Here is a 16,221-nt window from a genome sequence, read left to right on the forward strand (position 1 = left end):
AAGCGGCGCTAGGGGCTCCCAGGCCCTAGTGATGATCCGCAGGACTTGTTGCGAGCAATTACTCAGCTAACAACCGTCGGCGCTGCGCGCCGACAGTGCATCAGCGCGTTTTTACACACTCTGGGCCAATACCGGACGTTCATGACGACCGTTTCCGCCCCAAAGCTGACAGTGGACGATCTGCGGTTGCTTCGACGCTTTTCAATGAGCATCATCAGTACTCGACAAGGAGACGTCCCCCATGACTCAACCAATGCTTCATTTGATGTCAGGCAAGATTGCATCCGGCAAATCGACGCTGGCCAAGTCCTTGGCATCTGAACGGTCGGCTATTCTGATGAGTGAGGATTATTGGCTTTCAAGGCTTTATCCTGACCAGATCCATTCAGTGGCCGATTACGTGCGGCTTGCACGTCAGATTCGGGCACTGGTGGGCCCGCTTGTCACCGATTTGCTGAAGGCGGGCGTGACTGTGATTTTGGATTTCCCGGCCAACACTCCAGAGGATCGGCAATGGTTATGCGGTTTGGCTGACGCAGCCGAAATTCCCCACTGTTTCCACTACATCGAAGTGGATGATGAGACCTGTCGGGGCCGGCTACATCAGCGCAATGGCCGCGCAGAGCATGAGTTTGCAGCAAGCGACGCTGAGTTCGATTTGATCACGAGCTACTTTCGTGCTCCGGATGCAGATGAGGGAATCCATATTAAAATTCACCGCTTCTGAAGGGCAGTGACACCTGAGCAAATTATCTAAAAAGTCCGCTTTTGGCCGGTTGCTGCCCTTCATGATAGGCAGCGACCGGCCAGAAGCCGTCAGTAAAGAAAAGCTGCTTTCGATACGAAGCGGACGTTCGGCAAGCACATCTGGCAGTATGTTTTTCTGACAAACCCGTCCTGAATCCATGGCAAAACTGAATTGGCGAATATTTATACCCCATGAACAGAGTTTTGAGTGATGACAACCTTGATTACGTACTTACGGTCATTGAAAAGGCCCCAAACACGGAATTAAGTGTGATGTGTGAGCACCTGCAGATCGATAGTCGCGACCTTTTGAATCAATTGGCGATCTCAGTAGCAAGACTGTTTCTCACGGGCACCCGCGATTTTCATTACTGTGATGAGGTGATGAATATTGTCATCAGCGATATCGTCGATTTGTCCATGCACGCGGAAATGCCCCAGCCGGCATTTTCTATCTACCAGGCATTTGATGCAGGCGAGTATTGGCACAGCGACGATGACCGGGATGTATGTCCTTGGGAGAAGTGGACGCGGCCTGACCTGAAGAGAATTTTGCGTGAGGTCGACGACGGCGAAAGCGGGCTTTCGAAGTAGGTTCGACTTGAGCCTCGAAAGACCGCTTCTGGCCGATGTCTGCCCGTCGCGAAGGGCAGACATCGACCCAGGCTGTGTGAAAACGCATGCACCGTTGTGAAGTCTGCGTTGCTACGTAAAATCTGCCAACGTTTGGTTGGTCAGCAGACCTGAAATTTGTGTAGGAACGCGATTTTCGTTGCGGTTCTGACGTTCAAACTAGCTCTAAAACGTTTTCACACAGCCTGGACCCATAGCGGACGCTGACCAACGAGTAAACTAAGGGGGGGGCGGCGCGCCGTCCCAGCGAATGAAATGAGCGATTTCAGCGCCTTGTTAGGCATAGCTGATATACGGCTCACCGAATACATCCTTGAATCTGAAAATATCTTTACCCACTATAAATATCCGAAATCTTGGGTCGTTTTGTGCTTGGTATGCAGGTATGTCATTGCGCACAAATCGGATTCCAAGGTTAGAAAGCTTAGATTCCATGGCTTCTACCAAGTTGTTGTCCTTGTAAAAGCCTACGAGGTGCCAATGCTCCATTTTCATAACGTGGTCATAGAAAAATTTACAAGCTTCTTCTTCGGATATCGAGCTGAATATTGGAGGGTGATCTATCCCGCGCTCCGTATAAAAAACTGACCAAAAACCATTTGTATTGCATAGGCAATACACGTCACTTCCAATGCTGTTGATTGCGAAGTTTTGAGTGCTGCAGCCTTCGGCAATTAACTTTTCATTCGTTTCGAAGGTATTCATGGCTATGCCTGACTATAAGTAGACGACACAAGTGGCATAATATTTTCCGCTGTTTGCGTCTGATAACGTTCCTTGTCCATGTGTAACCCTTGTTCGGCTTGAGTGTCGCGCCAGAAACGCAACAGATGTGAGGTAACGCGACATGATTTGGGCACACATTACTGGCGCATTAGCAGCGTGTCCATGGTCTGCTTTTGGCCGACCTCTGCCGGTCAAGGCCACGAATCGTGCAGGTCAAATACGACGCAAGCAACAGATCAAGTCGAGTGCAAAAGTGTGGTCAAATCCATGCAATGACACGGAGCACTCTGTCGACATTGAGCCGCTTTTGACCCAACGAGGCCAATGGACAAAGGCTTCACAGAGAGATAGCGTCGTCCCATTCGACTCAGGGGCTGCGCCATGGATGTTATTGCCAACTACTCAAATGAGCACCATCGCGTCGCCGTCATGGCGCTATGGGAAGCTGTTTTCGGCTACGAAACCGCGCATAACACCCCCAGCCTTGCCATAGACAAAAAACTGGCCGTTACGGATGGGCTCTTTTTTGTGGCGCTGGCAGGGGATGAGGTTGTCGGTACCGTTCTTGCGGGGTACGACGGCCATCGTGGGTGGTTGTATGCGGTTGCAGTGCATCCGGTCCATCGTAGAAAAGGCTTGGGCGCAAAACTTGTACATCATGCTGAGAACGCCTTGATCCTGCGTGGCTGTATGAAAATCAATCTACAGATCGTCAGCACAAATGAAAGCGTCAAAAGCTTCTACGAGTCTCTGGGCTACTCGACCGAACCGCGTATCAGTATGGGGAAGAAGATCGAGTCGAATATCACGATACCCAGGGAGTAAATTACGCTCTGCCAAAGCCGAAGAGCGAGGAACAGTGCGTAAAGACGGGACGCTTTAGTGTCTTTGGCGGCTCTCGGAAAGCAATGATCGCTGTGATCTGCATAATATATTGCTAGATGTTGCTGAGGCGGCTGATTGTTGTTAGATTGCGCGCCTTAAAAATTAACAGGGACACGTTATGTTTCTTATCTGGCAAGGCTGGGGCATCCTTTCTATTCTTTTTCCTTTGGTGGGCTTGATATCTTTCGCCGGGCTTCCCAATGGTCTTGGTGTCGGTATCGGTTTACTGGTTGCGGCGGCTGCCAATGCTTATATTGGCCACAAGCTGAATAATGCACCCGGCAAAACCTATATTGATCCAGCCACCGGTGGCGAAGTGGTTTTTCGCAAAAAGCACACGTTGTTTTTTGTGCCCATGCAGTACCTCTCGGTACTCATGGTAATCGTCGGACTGTTTGCATTGCTTAATCTGCAATAAACAAGGAGGTGCGTGGTTTCTATTGACTCGCACGCGCTCTTTTTTATCAAGGCCCGCTTAAGGATTTTCCTGATTGCTTAATTGCTCTGGTTTTGCTTGAGAACTTGTTTTTACAACGGCTGGTCGGGCAGTTTTTATTTCGAGCAAAGTGCGTATTACATTCAATGCATGCCAAGCCTGAATATTCTAAGGCTTACGGGATCTGAAATACGCTGCCAATTACCTTTAGCGCCTGTTTGCCGTCAGTATTGTAGAGCCGGTGCAAAAGCGTCTGATCGGTAATTCGATGCAAGCGGAAGTGGTTATAGAAAGCCTGGCCAAAACGCTGGCCCTCGAACTCGCCGAGATCCCAAAGACGGAGGAAGTTGTCATAGGCGGCGCGCTCGATTTCCAGTTTTGATTGGCGCTCCATCTGCACCTCACTCATCAGTCCGCTGATTGGCTTCAGAGCAAACTCCACGAAACCCCGACATAAACCCCCATCCCTTCACCCGGCGTCGACCGCGCAGCATCCAGCCCTTTGTCGTCATACCCCGGCGTGACCGTCGCCGCATAGCACTTGTTGGTCAGATTGCGCATATCCACCCAAGTCTGCCAGTCACCCTTCGGCGCGTTGTAACCCACAGTCGCGCCAAACAGCGCATACGGATCGGCGTAGTAGCTGTTGGCGTAATCCACCGCTACTTTTGACACCAGTTGCGTATTCACAGCAGCGAAGAACCCCTGCGGCCAGTCGTAACGCAACGCCCCTTGGTAGTAGTGCATCGGCAGCCCCGGCAAACGGTTGTCGCCAAAACGATCATCATCGCGATAGTGGAAGTCGCTGAAGGTGTATGCCTGACGCAGGCTCAACTGTCGGCCATCGGCGGCTGACCAGAGCTTGCTGTTCAGGCTGGCTTCGACGCCTTGGTGGATGGTCGGGCTGGCATTGAGTTCGTAAGGCGTTACCGCGTTGGCGTCCGGCAGCACCGACAGCAATTCGTGACGCACTTGCGCGTAGTACCAGGCCAGGCTCCATTCGCCGAGGACGCTGTCGCCGCGTCCGCCGAGTTCCAGGGTGGTGGCGGTCTGGTTTTGCAGTTTGATCGGGTCTTTCTGGGTGCCGGTGGCGGCGCCGTTACCCGCCGGGAAGCGCACGTTGGAACTGTAGATCAGCGACCACGGGTGCGGCGCCTCGACCGCGCGACTGAGGTTGCCGAACACTTGCACCTCAGGCGTGATCTGGTAACGCAGCCCGAGGCGCGGGGCGTAGTCCCAGTCGTTCATGCTGGTTTTGCCACCCCCTTCGGGGTAGGTGACGGCACTTTCGCGACGGGTGTAGATGGCGGCGAGGCCGGTGGTCAGCCACAGGTCGTCGGCGATTTCCAGGTCGTTGCCAACATGCAGAACGGTGTCCGAACCCTGATAAGTGAAGTTGCGCATGCGCGTGCCGGGCGCGTAGTGGGCCGTATTACCGGTGGGGATTCGTACAAATTCACTGGCGCCGTCGTTGGGCAGGTGTTTGGTCACGCGCAGGCCAACGCTGCTGCGGCTTTCCATGCCAAACAGGGTGTCGCGGCGCTTGTAGTCGAAGGTGCCGCTGACGTCGGTGTAGGCGACCTTCAGGCGGTTGGGGCCTTCGCGCAGGTCCATCGGGTAATCGTGGTAGACGAGACCGGTCTGGATGCTCGAATCGTCGTCGATGTAGAACGTGGTTTTGTTGCCGATGAAAGTGCTGCCTGGCTGTTTGCGGCTGTCGTCGCGGGACACGTAAGCCGGGTTGGCCGCGCGAGGATCGTGTTCGATGACGTGCTTGGTCACGCGCCCGGCGAGGTCGTTGTCGGTCTCGCGGTAGCGGATGTAGAACCGCGTTTCCAGGTTCGGGTTGAAGCGATAACCGACGTTGGCGATCACGCCTTTGCTCTCGCTGGCGGTGTGATCCTGATAGCCGTCGGCGTTCGAGTCGGTCAGCGATAGGTAGTAATCGAAGTCGCCCAGCACTTGTCCGGAACTGACCTGACGCTGCTGATAGCCATGGCTACCGGTGGCGTAATGCACTTGCAGTGTCGGCGCGTCGTAGCCGGTGTGGCTGACGTAATCGATGGCACCGCCCAGCGCTAGCGAACCACGATCAAAACCGTTGGCCCCGCGCAGCACTTGCACATGGTCGACCCACAACGGTTCGAGCAATTCGTACGGTGTGCCGCCGGGGCCGCTGAGAGGCAGGCCGTCGAGCATCGTGTACAGCCCCGACGCATGGGCGCCCGGTGCGCGGTTGATGCCCGAGCCACGGATTGAAATCTTCACGCCTTCATTGCCCGCCGACTGCGCGTAAACCCCCGGCTGATAAGCCAGCACATCCTGATTGCTCGCCACACGACCTTGCAACGGTTGACGCATGTCGACCACATTGGTGCCGCCGGGCACTTGCTCCAAGCGGGCCTTGGCGTCTTCAACAGAAGCGTGCGTAGCGCTGCGATCCTCTGCCGAAATCAGTACCTGTCCCAACTCAATGCCTTGAGTCTCGGCCATGGCCGGGCAGGCGAGGGCCAGGCTCAGCAGGGCAGTGGGCAGGGATTTAGGCGAGGGCATCGAGAGAACTCCAGCAAAGAGAAACGGGCAATGAACAGTGCGACGCAAGAAAGAACGAAGGAAACACATGGCGATTCGGTTTTTGCCCAGGACGCCGCCCGTCGACTGCGCTGAACCGGCGGGGTGTCCCTTGTTTCTATCTAGCAAGTCCCAAACGAGATCACCCAATGTTCGAGCAGCGAAAGAAAGAATTACTGTCAGCGTGGCGCGAACTGGCGACTCAGGCGAACTCGCAGATGGACCCGGAGCAGCAGTATGACGAGTTGCTCAAGGCCGCCGACAATATGGAGGCACAAGGACTGATCAGCAGCACCGAGTGGCGGCAGTTGGTACGGGATGCGGGCAGCGTATTCACCAAGGGCGTAGGCCGGGCACAAGGCCAATAGATTGGGTGGCGCCACCTGGCGGCCAACCCCGAAAGCACAAGACTTCCCGCTCAAAAACCGGATAATGGCCGCCATTCGTTTAGCCGTATTCTGGTAATCCCGCATGGAAATCAAGGTCAACTTTCTCGACAACCTTCGACTTGAAGCCAAGTTCGACGACTTCACGGTGATCGCCGATCAGCCCATTCGCTACAAGGGCGATGGCTCGGCACCGGGGCCGTTCGACTACTTCCTCGCGTCGTCGGCCCTGTGCGCGGCTTACTTTGTGAAGTTGTACTGCGACACCCGCAACATTCCTACCGATAACATTCGCCTGTCGCAGAACAACATCGTCGACCCGGAAAACCGCTACAACCAGATCTTCAAGATCCAGGTTGAATTGCCGGCGGACATCTCCGACAAGGATCGCCAGGGCATCCTGCGCTCGATCGACCGTTGCACGGTGAAGAAAGTCGTACAGACCGGTCCTGAGTTCATCATCGAAGAGGTCGAAAGCCTCGATGCCGATGCTCAGGCATTGCTGATGCCGATGTCGGATTCGCAGGCGGGCACTTACATTGCCGGCAAGGACCTGCCGCTGGAGCAGACCATCGCCAACATGTCGGGGATCCTTGCCGACCTGGGCATGAAGATTGAAATCGCTTCGTGGCGCAACATCGTTCCCAACGTCTGGTCGCTGCACATTCGCGATGCTCAGTCACCGATGTGTTTCACCAATGGCAAGGGCGCGACCAAAGAAGGCGCACTGGCCTCGGCACTGGGCGAGTTCATCGAGCGCCTGAACTGCAACTTCTTCTACAACGATCAGTTCTGGGGCGAAGAGATCGCCAATGCGCCGTTCGTGCATTACCCGGACGAACGCTGGTTCAAGCCCGGACCGAAAGACGAATTGCCGAGTGAAATCCTCGACCCCTACTGCCTCGATATCTACAACCGCGATGACGAGTTGCGTGGTTCGAACCTGATCGACACCAACTCCGGCAACACTCAGCGCGGCATCTGCTCGCTGCCGTTTGTGCGCCAGTCGGACAATGAAGTGGTGTACTTCCCGTCCAACCTGATTGAGAACCTGTTCCTCAGCAACGGCATGAGCGCCGGCAACACCTTGGCTGAAGCGCAAGTGCAGTGCCTGTCGGAAATCTTTGAGCGCGCCGTCAAGCGCGAAATCCTCGAAGGCGAAATGGCGCTGCCGGATGTACCGCAGGACGTGCTGGAGAAATACCCAAGCATTCTGGCCGGTATCAAGGCACTGGAAGAGCAGGGTTTCCCGGTGCTGGTCAAGGATGCGTCGCTGGGCGGTGAATTCCCGGTGATGTGCGTCACCCTGATGAACCCGCGCACCGGCGGCGTGTTCGCTTCGTTTGGCGCGCACCCGAGCCTTGAAATCGCGCTGGAGCGCAGCCTGACCGAATTGCTGCAAGGGCGCAGTTTCGAAGGCCTGAACGACCTGCCGCAGCCGACCTTCTCGGGGCAGGCCGTGACGGAGCCGAACAACTTCGTCGAGCATTTCATTGACTCAAGCGGTGTGGTGTCGTGGCGGTTTTTCAGCGCCAAACCGGACTTCGAATTCGTCGAGTGGGACTTCTCCGGCCAAGGTGAAGACTCCAATGGCGAAGAAGCCGCCACACTGTTCGGCATCCTCCAAGACATGGGCAAAGAAGCCTACATGGCGGTCTACGAGCACATTGGCGCCAAGGCCTGCCGCATCCTGGTGCCGGGCTACTCGGAAATCTATCCGGTCGAAGACCTGATCTGGGATAACACCAACAAAGCCCTGCAATTTCGCGCCGATATCCTCAACCTGCACAACCTGAGCAAAGTCGGCCTGCGAAACCTGGCGACGGGCCTGGAAAAAAGCGAGCTGGACGACTACACCGATATCACTACGCTGATCGGCATCGAGTTCGACGACAACACGCCGTGGGGCAAGCTGACGATTCTTGAGCTGCGCCTGCTGATCTACCTCGCCTTGCAGAAGTTTGATCAGGCCAAAGATCTGGTCGAAGCCTTCCTGCAATACAACGACAACACCGTCGAACGTGGCCTGTTTTATCAAGCCGTGAACGTGGCGCTGGAAATGGAGCTCGACGAAGACCTGGAACTGGCCGATTACGAAGCCAACTTCCGCCGTATGTTCGGTCACGAGCGGATGGATGCGGCGATCGGTTCGGTAAACGGCAGCGTGCGCTTCTATGGTCTGACGCCAACCAGTATGAAACTGGAAGGTCTGGATCGGCATTTGCGTCTGATCGAGAGCTACAAGAAGCTGCATTCGGCGCGGGCAAATGTGAAGGGCTGATCCTGTAAACCGTGGCCGTGATGACCGGTGGCGAGGGAGCAAGCTTCCTGCCACCGGTTGACGGTCTGATCAGGTCGAATCGGGTCACTTCAATTCAAGGTCGCCACCGCCGATTGCGCGCAGGAAAAGGGTCACTTGCTCTTTCATACGCATTGGCACTTCTTCCAGCCGCCAATACTTAGCGACCATGCGCAGCATCGGCCAATTGCCCCGTATCAACCCGCACAAACACCGAGTCACCCACCGCTGTCAGCACCTCCCCCGCAAACACCTCGCAGATCACCCGGGTCTTGCGCCCGACTTCGCCTTCGACTTTTGCCCGTAAGGTCAGCGCAATGCCCATCGGCGTCGGTTTGATGAACTTGATGCCGAGATTGCCGGTCACGCAGTCAATGCGGGGCAGGGTGCCAGGCTCGCGATTTTGCGCACGGTAGTGATAGGCCATTGCCGTCCAGTTGGAATGGCAGTCGACCAGCATCGCGATCAAACCGCCGTAGACCAGGTCCGGCCAACCACAGTATTTGGCGTCCGGCATATGCTCGGCGAGGACATGCACGCCGTCTTCATGCCAGTGGCTTTTGATGTGCAACCCGTGCGGATTGCGGCCGCCGCAGCCGTAGCAAACGCCTTCAGGCGCGGCGCTGTCTTGCAGGGAGGTGTCGAGGCTGGACATGGGGTTGGTCATCCTGGCGTGGTGAGTCCGGTCAGACGCAGGCATTTCTTGCAAGGCCGGTCGGAGGGGCGATTGTAAGCGTTAGGGCCGTTTTCGCCGAACGCGTATTGATGTGCAGCGCATCGGCACCGCAGGTCATTGCTCGGGAGCGAGCCACGTATCGACAACCCGTCGATCAAGTTCCTCCCAATACGCCATCCCCAATACCCGCGTGGTGTTCAGACCGCGCAGATAACCGCGCAACTGATGGGCGGTATCGCGGATGTACTGCGGATCGGAGATGGTTTTATCCAGCAATACGCTTTCGTACTGGACCAGGTATTCAGACACTCGCTCGCGAAAATCGGGTAGAACGGCGTCGCGGATCAGGTCGAACGTTCTCAAGAAGGTTTCCTCATTCATGTTTTTCTATTTGTATTGAGTGTGTATCAGTCTGCAAGGCGCGTAACTATTGCTAGAAGTAATAGTCACCATCAAGAAACGCAAGTTCTGCTTTGTCGGCAAGAGGCGGAAAATCGCCTCCATCGAATACGCAACTCAAGGAATTTGCGCGATGAACACGTTGACCCGACTGGTACTGGCCGCCCTGCTGATGAGCGCTGCCGCTGCACCGACCTACGCAGACGATGCCCGCTCGTGTCACTTTCAATCGATTACCGGCAGCAGTGCCACGTTGCAGCGCTCGCAAACCGTCGGTGTGCTGTACAGCGAAAACACTCGGGACAACCTGCAATACCTTGAGCGTTACCACGCCATGGCGGTCAACGGCGCGAAAGATGCGCTCGACTCGCGGATTCGCGAAGCTTTCGTCGAAAGCTCTGATCCGGAACTGGCCATCGACTGGTTGATGAGTTCGTTGCAACAACAGTTTCTGTCGGTAACCGTTTACGACAGCCTCGATGCCTTGGTGCAGGCGCACCCGGATGTTGTGGTCAAACTCGACACGTTCAATCGCTTGTTGACCCAACGCAACAGTCTGGTCGAAGCGCGTTTCACTGCACGTTTCTACGATGCCGACCTGCAATACATCGGCAAAGCTGAAGGCGCGGTGGAAAAACAACTGCCCTCGGCCTGGGTACACAACCAGGCACCGCTGCAAATTGCCGCGCAGATCGAGAAACAACGTGACTTGCAACTCAGCGCGTTGAAGCAGTTCGACAACTCGCTCAAGGCCTTGGTGTCCGCGAGCTGAGCACCTAACACATCAATGGCATCGGCGACGCGGTGAAGCGAGACCGTTGCCGGTTGAACCGAACTTTTATTTTCAGGATGACACTGATGCGTCTTTTATTCGTGCCAGCCATGGCCCTCACGACCTTGTTGCTCGGCGGCTGCGCCAGCGCGCCAAACGACCCAACCCTGACCTTGCAGACCAGCAAGACGCCCGCACAGTACGCCGATTGCGTCGTACCGAAATTGCAGGGCAGTGCGCTGAACCCGACCGTCTCGCAGACCCAGCGCAGCTTCCGGATCGTGGTGCCGAGCAAGGTGGCGGCCGATAACGTACTGGAAGCCTACAAGGCCGGCAGTGGCGGCAAGGTGTTTCTTTATGAGCGCCACTTGCTGGCTTCGAACTTCCTGCCATCGACTTTTGAACGGGCCGCTCAGGATTGCATCTGATTTCGCCCGGTAGCCGTATGTAAAAGAGCTCCTTTGGTTGGCCGCAACCAACCAATTTTTTGCCCCGCGCCTTCATTCGGTCGCGGGGCTTTTTTTTGCTCGCTGTCTGGCGATCAGGTGCCCGCTGAGAATGAATACAAGCCGCAAGGTTCGAAGCGCTCGCGGGTGTCCATCCGCACGGCTCGCAGGCTCAAGGTTTGCAGATGCGACGCATACAACGACTCCGAACGGAAGCTGATCAGGACGCTACGCCGGCGTGCCCCGCTCAGGTTCAGGCTGCCCGCGTGCACCAGATCCGCATCAAACACCAGAATGTCACCAGCGCCGCCTGAAAGCTGCACAGACCGCGACTCATCATTGAAGTCCAAGGGCGATGGCTCCGGCTCAGGTCGGTGGCTGCCGGGGACGATACGCGTCGCGCCATTTTCAGGGCCGTAGTCGTCGAAAAAAGCCAGAGCGTTGACCATGTCGCCCGGCCGTTGCGCCGACAAGTCGCGGTGCAACGGTTGATATCCGTTACCCGCGAGCGGTTCGCGACCCTCCACTTGCGCGAGGAAAAACCGTTGCGCGATCAGCTCGCCTGCCACGGCCAGCAACGGCGGCAAGCGACACACAGCCTGAATCGTTGGATCAAGGTCCAATAGTGAATGGCGCCACTGAGCGCCTCGCGGGGTTGGCCACTGATCTGAGGGCATCACGTTCGCATCGAACACGCTGCGAAGCTCATTCAGCCATTCGGTGGGGATGGCGTGTCGGAGCAGGGCATAGCCATCGCGATGCAGTTGTTCACGCTCAGTCATGGTTTCCTCGGCAGGATGTCGCAGCACAGAAGGTATAGCCATTGACTGATTCAAGCGCCAGATCGCTCGGCGGCGCTGTTGCCGCAGTTTATCGATCAGGGGGCGGAGATCCTGACGAATCTCCTTCAGACGGCGTAAGTGCGTGGCGCCTGGTCAAGCCGATTTGAACTGAGCCGGGAATCTCGCCGCAAAGCATGTTCCCGTTTCGAGGTCCGAGGTGACGCTCAAGGTACCGTTGTGCGCCGCCGCAATCTGCGATGCGATATAGAGCCCTAGACCCAAACCCTCGTAGCGCTGCCCGGCTTCGGAGCGGGAAAAGGGCTCGAACAACAGCGGCATCAACTGCGCCGGAATCGGCGTGCCCTGGTTGGTCAGCGTAATGACCATGTCGTTGCTCTCGGAATAGGCGTTGAGGATGATCGGTGCAGTGGTTGAGCCATGAGTGACTGCATTGCCCAGCAGATTGGAGAGCAATTGACTGATACGCAATGCGTCGCAATAGACCCCTGCCGGCACGTCCAGCGCGTGAATGAACGTTGCGTGCGGGTGGGATGCCTGAACCTCTTCAAGCGTCATCAGCAGTGTTTGCTGCAAGTCATCCACCAGTTTTCGTTGGACTGGAATCCCGCCACCCAGCCGTCCCCGGGCAAAATCGAGGATGTTTTCGATCAGCACACCCATGCCCACAGAGCTTTTGCGGATCGCCGAAAGCAACTTCAGTGAGCGCTTGTCTTCGGTTTTGGTTTCCAGCAGATCGGTACTCATGCGAATGGCGCTCAGCGGCGTTCGCAGGTCATGCCCCAGTACCGCGATGAACTGCTCGCGCAGCCTGCCCAGTTCATTGGCAGTTTCCAGCGCGGTTCTGGTGGCGTGAAGGTGGCGTTGGCTGTCGAGGTTCATGGCAATCAACTGCGCGAACAGTGTGAGCGTCTGGGTAATGGCCGGTTCCTCGACATTGGCCGCAAGTGAGTCGATGGCACACAGCGTCCCGAAAAAATCGCCATTGGCCTTAACGATCGGAATGGAAATGTAGCTCTCCAGCCCATAGGTTTTCGGTGTGTGATGAAGTGAAAAGACCGGGTGTTCGCTGGCCTTGCCGAAGATGACCGGCTGCTTGTGTTGCCGGATCTCATGGCAGATGGTCGATTCGAGTATCAGTTCGCCGCCGGGTTGCAGGCCGAAATCAATCGAATCGTCGACAGCGCACGCCACCCAATGACTTTCAGTCACGCGAGCAACTGCCGCGAAGCGCATGCCGGTCAGGTGTTTGACCATGCGGAGGATCACGGGCACCGCGTCAATGCTGCGGATGGCTTCAATGTCGGGTGAAAACTCGGGATTGGTCATGGGGTGACGCTTCAAGGATGTGGGCCAAAGACTATCTTTTATTGGCGCTCATGGCGAATAGGCGCGTTGGCCGACTGAGTGTGAGGTTTTTGCAATTCAGCTCAGTGCCTTCGCTTCAGATGGCGATGGATGGGCCTGTTTGCCACGGCCCAAGGCTGGTGCGAACTTCATCGGTCGGTGCATGGAATCACGCGTTTGACGAGTTTGCCTATGGACATGCCCTGGACCAGGATCGAAAACACCACGACCGAATAGGTCAGCGATACCACGACATCACGAGCCTCTCCCGGCGGCAGTGTCAACGCCAACGCCACCGAAATGCCGCCGCGCAGGCCGCCCCACGTCATCACGCTCCATGAGCCCTTTGGTAGCCGAAAACGTTCGCCCAGAACTGCAATCGGAACCCCGACCGTCATTAGCCGCGAGAATAAAGTCAGCATGATCACCATCAGTCCCGTGACAATCAGAGGATTGGAGAACTGAATCAGAACAACTTCCAGGCCAATGAGTACAAACAGCAACGCGTTCAGAATTTCATCAATCAGCTCCCAAAACATATCCACGTTTTTTTCGGTTTTTTCAGACATCGCGTAGGTGCGTCCCTGGTTCCCCACGATCAATCCCATCACCACCATCGCCAATGGCCCCGAAACATGCAAAGACGTGGCGAGGGCATAGCCGCCGAGCACAGCGGCCAGCGTGATGAGAACCTCTTCCTGATAGCTGTCGATACTCTTGAGCATTCGGTACGTGATGTACCCAACTGCAGCTCCTAAAAGCGCGCCGCCACCCGCTTCCCTCAGCAAAACCAGCGACGCACCGCTGAAAGAGGGCGTTTCACCGCTCGCAATCATTGCCAGTATCAGCGAAAACAGCACAACGCTGACGCCATCGTTAAAGAGCGACTCACCCGAAATCACCACCTCAACACTGCGGGGGGCACCTGCTGATTCCAGGATGCCCATGACCGCAATCGGGTCGGTTGGCGAAATCAGCGCGCCGAACACCAGGCAGTATGCAAGGGGTAACTCAAGGTTGGTCAGGGACAGCAGTTCCCAGAGCCCAAAACCGATGATCAGCGTCGATAGGGTTGTACCAGCGACGGCCAGGCATGCAATTTGCCATTTGTAGGAGCGCAGTTCCGACAAATTGACATGCAATGCACCTGCAAATAACAGCAAGGACAACATGCCTTGCATCAGTAACTCGGAAAAGTCGATGGACTCGATCAATGATTGTTCGATGGTGTGCAACGTGTGAAAGCCCAGCGCATCAGAGGCCATGTTCAATAGCGAGAGGCCCAAAGCAATGCCCATCACGCCGATAGCCGGGGGCAGCCCCACATAACGACGATTGAGGTAGGCGAGGGTCGCGGTGATGCAGAGAAATATTGCAATGATGTCCAGCATGGGTTTGATGTCTCCCAGGCGCACCGGGTGGGGGTTGGACACTGGCACCTTCTGCGTTCTGCGTGATGCCATATGGGCACCCGCAAATGCCACTCATGAAAGATGCGAGTAAATGTTTGCGTGGGCGGCCGATCAAATGAGTTTTTGATTGGCCGCCATTAACCAGAGCAGTGTTGCGCCGGTGGCTTAATTCAAATCGCCAGCCTGATGTCGCTCGGGCACCTGGCTCGCTTCATCGCCCCATGTCCGATTGACGCGCTGCCCACGAATGACCGCTGGCCGCTTGGCGATGTCCTCTGCCCAGCGCTGCACATGAGTGTATTCGTGAGCGGCCAGAAACTGCGCCGCCGAGTAGACATTGTTGCGCACCAGTTGCCCGTACCACGGCCAGACCGCGATGTCGGCGATGGTGTAGCTGTCGCCGGCCAGGTAAGGGCTTTGCGCAAGACGCCGATCCAGTACATCCAGTTGCCGCTTGGCTTCCATGGTAAAGCGGTTGATCGGGTACTCCATTTTCTCCGGCGCATAGGCGTAGAAATGCCCGAATCCGCCACCCAGATAAGGCGCTGCGCCCATCTGCCAGAACAGCCAGTTGAGCGTCTCTGTGCGTCCTGCCGGGTCTTTGGGCAGGAAGGCGCCGAATTTTTCTGCGAGGTAGAGCAGGATCGCGCCCGACTCGAACACCCGAATCGGCGGCTCGACACTGCGATCCAGTAGGGCAGGAATTTTCGAGTTCGGATTGATCTCGACAAAACCGCTGGAGAACTGATCGCCTTCGCCAATGCGGATCAGCCACGCATCGTATTCGGCAGCGGTATGCCCCAGCGCCAGTAACTCCTCTAGCAGAATCGTTACCTTCACGCCGTTGGGCGTGGCAAGCGAGTAGAGCTGCAACGGATGTTTGCCCACGGGCAACGTCTTCTCATGCGTCGGCCCGGCAATCGGGCGGTTGATGCTGGCGAACTGACCGCCGGATGGCGCTTCGTTTTTCCAGACCAGGGGCGGAACGTAGGGCGTTTTGCTCATGACATTGGTCTCGTCGATTGTTGGCTGAGAACAGAGGGACAACGTAGCGTGTTTGTCGCTTACGTCACAAAAAAATTCCGCATTTCTTGAGCGGATGAGTGTCTCTTCATTAAATGAACTATTGGCGATTTCATACACGTCAGGGACTTGCAGCCATTCGCTTGAGGCGTGTCCAATCTCGCGCACAAGCCATTGCTGCGGGCCAGTCCAGGAGAGCTCAAGGTAAGGGCCGGCCAGTTCTTTGTTGGCGATCAGCAAGTCGACTTCATCCGCCGGACCCGGGCTCATGCCGCCGACCGCAAAAGGTACCCGTGCAAGGATGAGGCTGTTGAGCATGGCCAGCAGCTCTGCATGCGAAGCGAAGGCAACATGGCGCCGGCCGGCAGCAGCGCCGGCAAAAATCAGGTCGCCGGTTTGTGAGTCTGTAGAGTTGATCGATGCCAGGTGCGCGGGTGTCTGGCCCGAGCCTTTGGCATAGCGTGGTGTAATCACTGTAACTCCCTGTGAATGGATGCTTGAACGCTGCGGCCAGAGCATCCTCCATCGGTCAGCGGACCTTCAAGTGTTCAGTCAAATAGTCCATGACGGATGCGACCCTGACCGGATGGACAGGCAGCGCCCACCAGACAACCTGCAATCGAGTCGAGGTTGCCGGTGTTTGTGGACGAACAGTCAATCGAA

General features: G+C 56.3%; 17 protein-coding genes. 8 read left to right on the forward strand and 9 right to left on the reverse strand.

The window, feature by feature from the left end; all coding sequences use genetic code 11:
- The first annotated feature begins 241 nt into the window (after positions 1–241).
- Both AACY11_RS25880 and AACY11_RS25885 read left to right on the forward strand, forming a co-directional pair.
- Positions 242–727, forward strand: coding sequence for an AAA family ATPase (locus AACY11_RS25880; protein WP_339496023.1), 486 nt, complete (start codon positions 242–244; stop codon positions 725–727).
- Positions 728–951: 224 nt separating this feature from the next.
- Entirely contained in the window at positions 952–1,341 is a 390-nt protein-coding gene (locus AACY11_RS25885) for a hypothetical protein (RefSeq protein WP_339496024.1), read from the forward strand.
- A 315-nt stretch (positions 1,342–1,656) separates the two neighbouring features.
- On the opposite strand, the gene AACY11_RS25890 is transcribed toward AACY11_RS25885, so the two are convergent.
- On the reverse strand, positions 1,657–2,085 hold the full coding sequence (locus AACY11_RS25890; RefSeq protein ID WP_221732578.1) for an SPOR domain-containing protein: 429 nt from the start codon (positions 2,083–2,085) through the stop codon (positions 1,657–1,659).
- A 402-nt stretch (positions 2,086–2,487) separates the two neighbouring features.
- On the opposite strand from AACY11_RS25890, the gene AACY11_RS25895 reads away from it, so the two are divergent.
- Both AACY11_RS25895 and AACY11_RS25900 read left to right on the forward strand, forming a co-directional pair.
- Positions 2,488–2,931, forward strand: coding sequence for a GNAT family acetyltransferase (locus tag AACY11_RS25895; protein ID WP_339496025.1), 444 nt, complete (start codon positions 2,488–2,490; stop codon positions 2,929–2,931).
- 178 nt (positions 2,932–3,109) lie between these two features.
- A complete protein-coding gene (locus AACY11_RS25900; RefSeq protein WP_339496026.1) occupies positions 3,110–3,409 on the forward strand; it encodes a hypothetical protein in 300 nt (99 codons plus the stop codon).
- A 193-nt stretch (positions 3,410–3,602) separates the two neighbouring features.
- On the opposite strand, the gene AACY11_RS25905 is transcribed toward AACY11_RS25900, so the two are convergent.
- Entirely contained in the window at positions 3,603–3,836 is a 234-nt protein-coding gene (locus AACY11_RS25905) for a hypothetical protein (RefSeq protein WP_445261988.1), read from the reverse strand.
- A 17-nt stretch (positions 3,837–3,853) separates the two neighbouring features.
- Positions 3,854–5,980, reverse strand: coding sequence for a TonB-dependent receptor family protein (locus AACY11_RS25910; RefSeq protein WP_339496027.1), 2,127 nt, complete (start codon positions 5,978–5,980; stop codon positions 3,854–3,856).
- A 167-nt stretch (positions 5,981–6,147) separates the two neighbouring features.
- Between AACY11_RS25910 and AACY11_RS25915 the strand changes: the two genes are divergently transcribed.
- On the forward strand, positions 6,148–6,366 hold the full coding sequence (locus AACY11_RS25915) for a hypothetical protein (protein WP_339433004.1): 219 nt from the start codon (positions 6,148–6,150) through the stop codon (positions 6,364–6,366).
- Between the two features lie 103 nt (positions 6,367–6,469).
- Positions 6,470–8,665: an OsmC domain/YcaO domain-containing protein gene (locus AACY11_RS25920; RefSeq protein WP_339496028.1), complete on the forward strand. Its 2,196-nt coding sequence runs from the start codon at positions 6,470–6,472 to the stop codon at positions 8,663–8,665.
- A gap of 178 nt (positions 8,666–8,843) precedes the next feature.
- On the opposite strand, the gene AACY11_RS25925 is transcribed toward AACY11_RS25920, so the two are convergent.
- Entirely contained in the window at positions 8,844–9,338 is a 495-nt protein-coding gene (locus AACY11_RS25925) for a PaaI family thioesterase (protein ID WP_339433006.1), read from the reverse strand.
- Between the two features lie 135 nt (positions 9,339–9,473).
- Positions 9,474–9,722 carry a hypothetical protein gene (locus AACY11_RS25930; protein WP_339433007.1) on the reverse strand — a complete coding sequence of 83 codons (249 nt, stop codon included), beginning with the start codon at positions 9,720–9,722 and terminating at the stop codon, positions 9,474–9,476.
- 169 nt (positions 9,723–9,891) lie between these two features.
- Here AACY11_RS25930 and AACY11_RS25935 point away from each other — a divergent pair, with 169 nt between their 5' ends.
- Positions 9,892–10,530 (forward strand): ATPase, encoded by a 639-nt coding sequence (locus AACY11_RS25935; RefSeq protein ID WP_339466041.1) that lies wholly within the window; start codon positions 9,892–9,894, stop codon positions 10,528–10,530.
- 86 nt (positions 10,531–10,616) lie between these two features.
- Positions 10,617–10,958 (forward strand): hypothetical protein, encoded by a 342-nt coding sequence (locus tag AACY11_RS25940; protein WP_339466040.1) that lies wholly within the window; start codon positions 10,617–10,619, stop codon positions 10,956–10,958.
- A 113-nt stretch (positions 10,959–11,071) separates the two neighbouring features.
- Here AACY11_RS25940 and AACY11_RS25945 read toward each other — a convergent pair whose 3' ends face one another.
- The 4 genes from AACY11_RS25945 to yghU all read right to left on the reverse strand — a co-directional run bounded on the left by AACY11_RS25945 (position 11,072) and on the right by yghU (position 15,540).
- Complete coding sequence (locus AACY11_RS25945; protein WP_339496039.1) at positions 11,072–11,758, reverse strand: phytanoyl-CoA dioxygenase family protein; 687 nt, start codon at positions 11,756–11,758, stop codon at positions 11,072–11,074.
- 153 nt (positions 11,759–11,911) lie between these two features.
- Complete coding sequence (locus AACY11_RS25950) at positions 11,912–13,105, reverse strand: GAF domain-containing sensor histidine kinase (RefSeq protein WP_339496029.1); 1,194 nt, start codon at positions 13,103–13,105, stop codon at positions 11,912–11,914.
- Positions 13,106–13,272: 167 nt separating this feature from the next.
- Positions 13,273–14,514, reverse strand: a complete 1,242-nt coding sequence (locus AACY11_RS25955) for a cation:proton antiporter (protein WP_339466087.1) — start codon at positions 14,512–14,514, stop codon at positions 13,273–13,275.
- A 186-nt stretch (positions 14,515–14,700) separates the two neighbouring features.
- A complete protein-coding gene (gene yghU / locus AACY11_RS25960) occupies positions 14,701–15,540 on the reverse strand; it encodes a glutathione-dependent disulfide-bond oxidoreductase (RefSeq protein WP_339496040.1) in 840 nt (279 codons plus the stop codon).
- Between the last annotated feature and the right edge of the window lie 681 nt (positions 15,541–16,221).

Source organism: Pseudomonas sp. RA_105y_Pfl2_P56 (assembly GCF_963970845.1).
Lineage (GTDB): Bacteria > Pseudomonadota > Gammaproteobacteria > Pseudomonadales > Pseudomonadaceae > Aquipseudomonas > Aquipseudomonas baetica_A.

What these genes read in the sequence shown, in the direction of transcription:
- AACY11_RS25880 (WP_339496023.1), top strand. Translation starts at nt 242, where the DNA reads ATGACTCAACCAATGCTTCATTTGATGTCAGGCAAGATTGCATCCGGC.
- AACY11_RS25890 (WP_221732578.1), bottom strand. Translation starts at nt 2,085, where the DNA reads ATGAATACCTTCGAAACGAATGAAAAGTTAATTGCCGAAGGCTGCAGC.
- AACY11_RS25895 (WP_339496025.1), top strand. Translation starts at nt 2,488, where the DNA reads ATGGATGTTATTGCCAACTACTCAAATGAGCACCATCGCGTCGCCGTC.
- AACY11_RS25900 (WP_339496026.1), top strand. Translation starts at nt 3,110, where the DNA reads ATGTTTCTTATCTGGCAAGGCTGGGGCATCCTTTCTATTCTTTTTCCT.
- AACY11_RS25905 (WP_445261988.1), bottom strand. Translation starts at nt 3,836, where the DNA reads ATGAGTGAGGTGCAGATGGAGCGCCAATCAAAACTGGAAATCGAGCGC.
- AACY11_RS25910 (WP_339496027.1), bottom strand. Translation starts at nt 5,980, where the DNA reads ATGCCCTCGCCTAAATCCCTGCCCACTGCCCTGCTGAGCCTGGCCCTC.
- AACY11_RS25915 (WP_339433004.1), top strand. Translation starts at nt 6,148, where the DNA reads ATGTTCGAGCAGCGAAAGAAAGAATTACTGTCAGCGTGGCGCGAACTG.
- AACY11_RS25920 (WP_339496028.1), top strand. Translation starts at nt 6,470, where the DNA reads ATGGAAATCAAGGTCAACTTTCTCGACAACCTTCGACTTGAAGCCAAG.
- AACY11_RS25925 (WP_339433006.1), bottom strand. Translation starts at nt 9,338, where the DNA reads ATGTCCAGCCTCGACACCTCCCTGCAAGACAGCGCCGCGCCTGAAGGC.
- AACY11_RS25935 (WP_339466041.1), top strand. Translation starts at nt 9,892, where the DNA reads ATGAACACGTTGACCCGACTGGTACTGGCCGCCCTGCTGATGAGCGCT.
- AACY11_RS25940 (WP_339466040.1), top strand. Translation starts at nt 10,617, where the DNA reads ATGCGTCTTTTATTCGTGCCAGCCATGGCCCTCACGACCTTGTTGCTC.
- AACY11_RS25945 (WP_339496039.1), bottom strand. Translation starts at nt 11,758, where the DNA reads ATGACTGAGCGTGAACAACTGCATCGCGATGGCTATGCCCTGCTCCGA.
- AACY11_RS25950 (WP_339496029.1), bottom strand. Translation starts at nt 13,105, where the DNA reads ATGACCAATCCCGAGTTTTCACCCGACATTGAAGCCATCCGCAGCATT.
- AACY11_RS25955 (WP_339466087.1), bottom strand. Translation starts at nt 14,514, where the DNA reads ATGCTGGACATCATTGCAATATTTCTCTGCATCACCGCGACCCTCGCC.
- yghU (WP_339496040.1), bottom strand. Translation starts at nt 15,540, where the DNA reads ATGAGCAAAACGCCCTACGTTCCGCCCCTGGTCTGGAAAAACGAAGCG.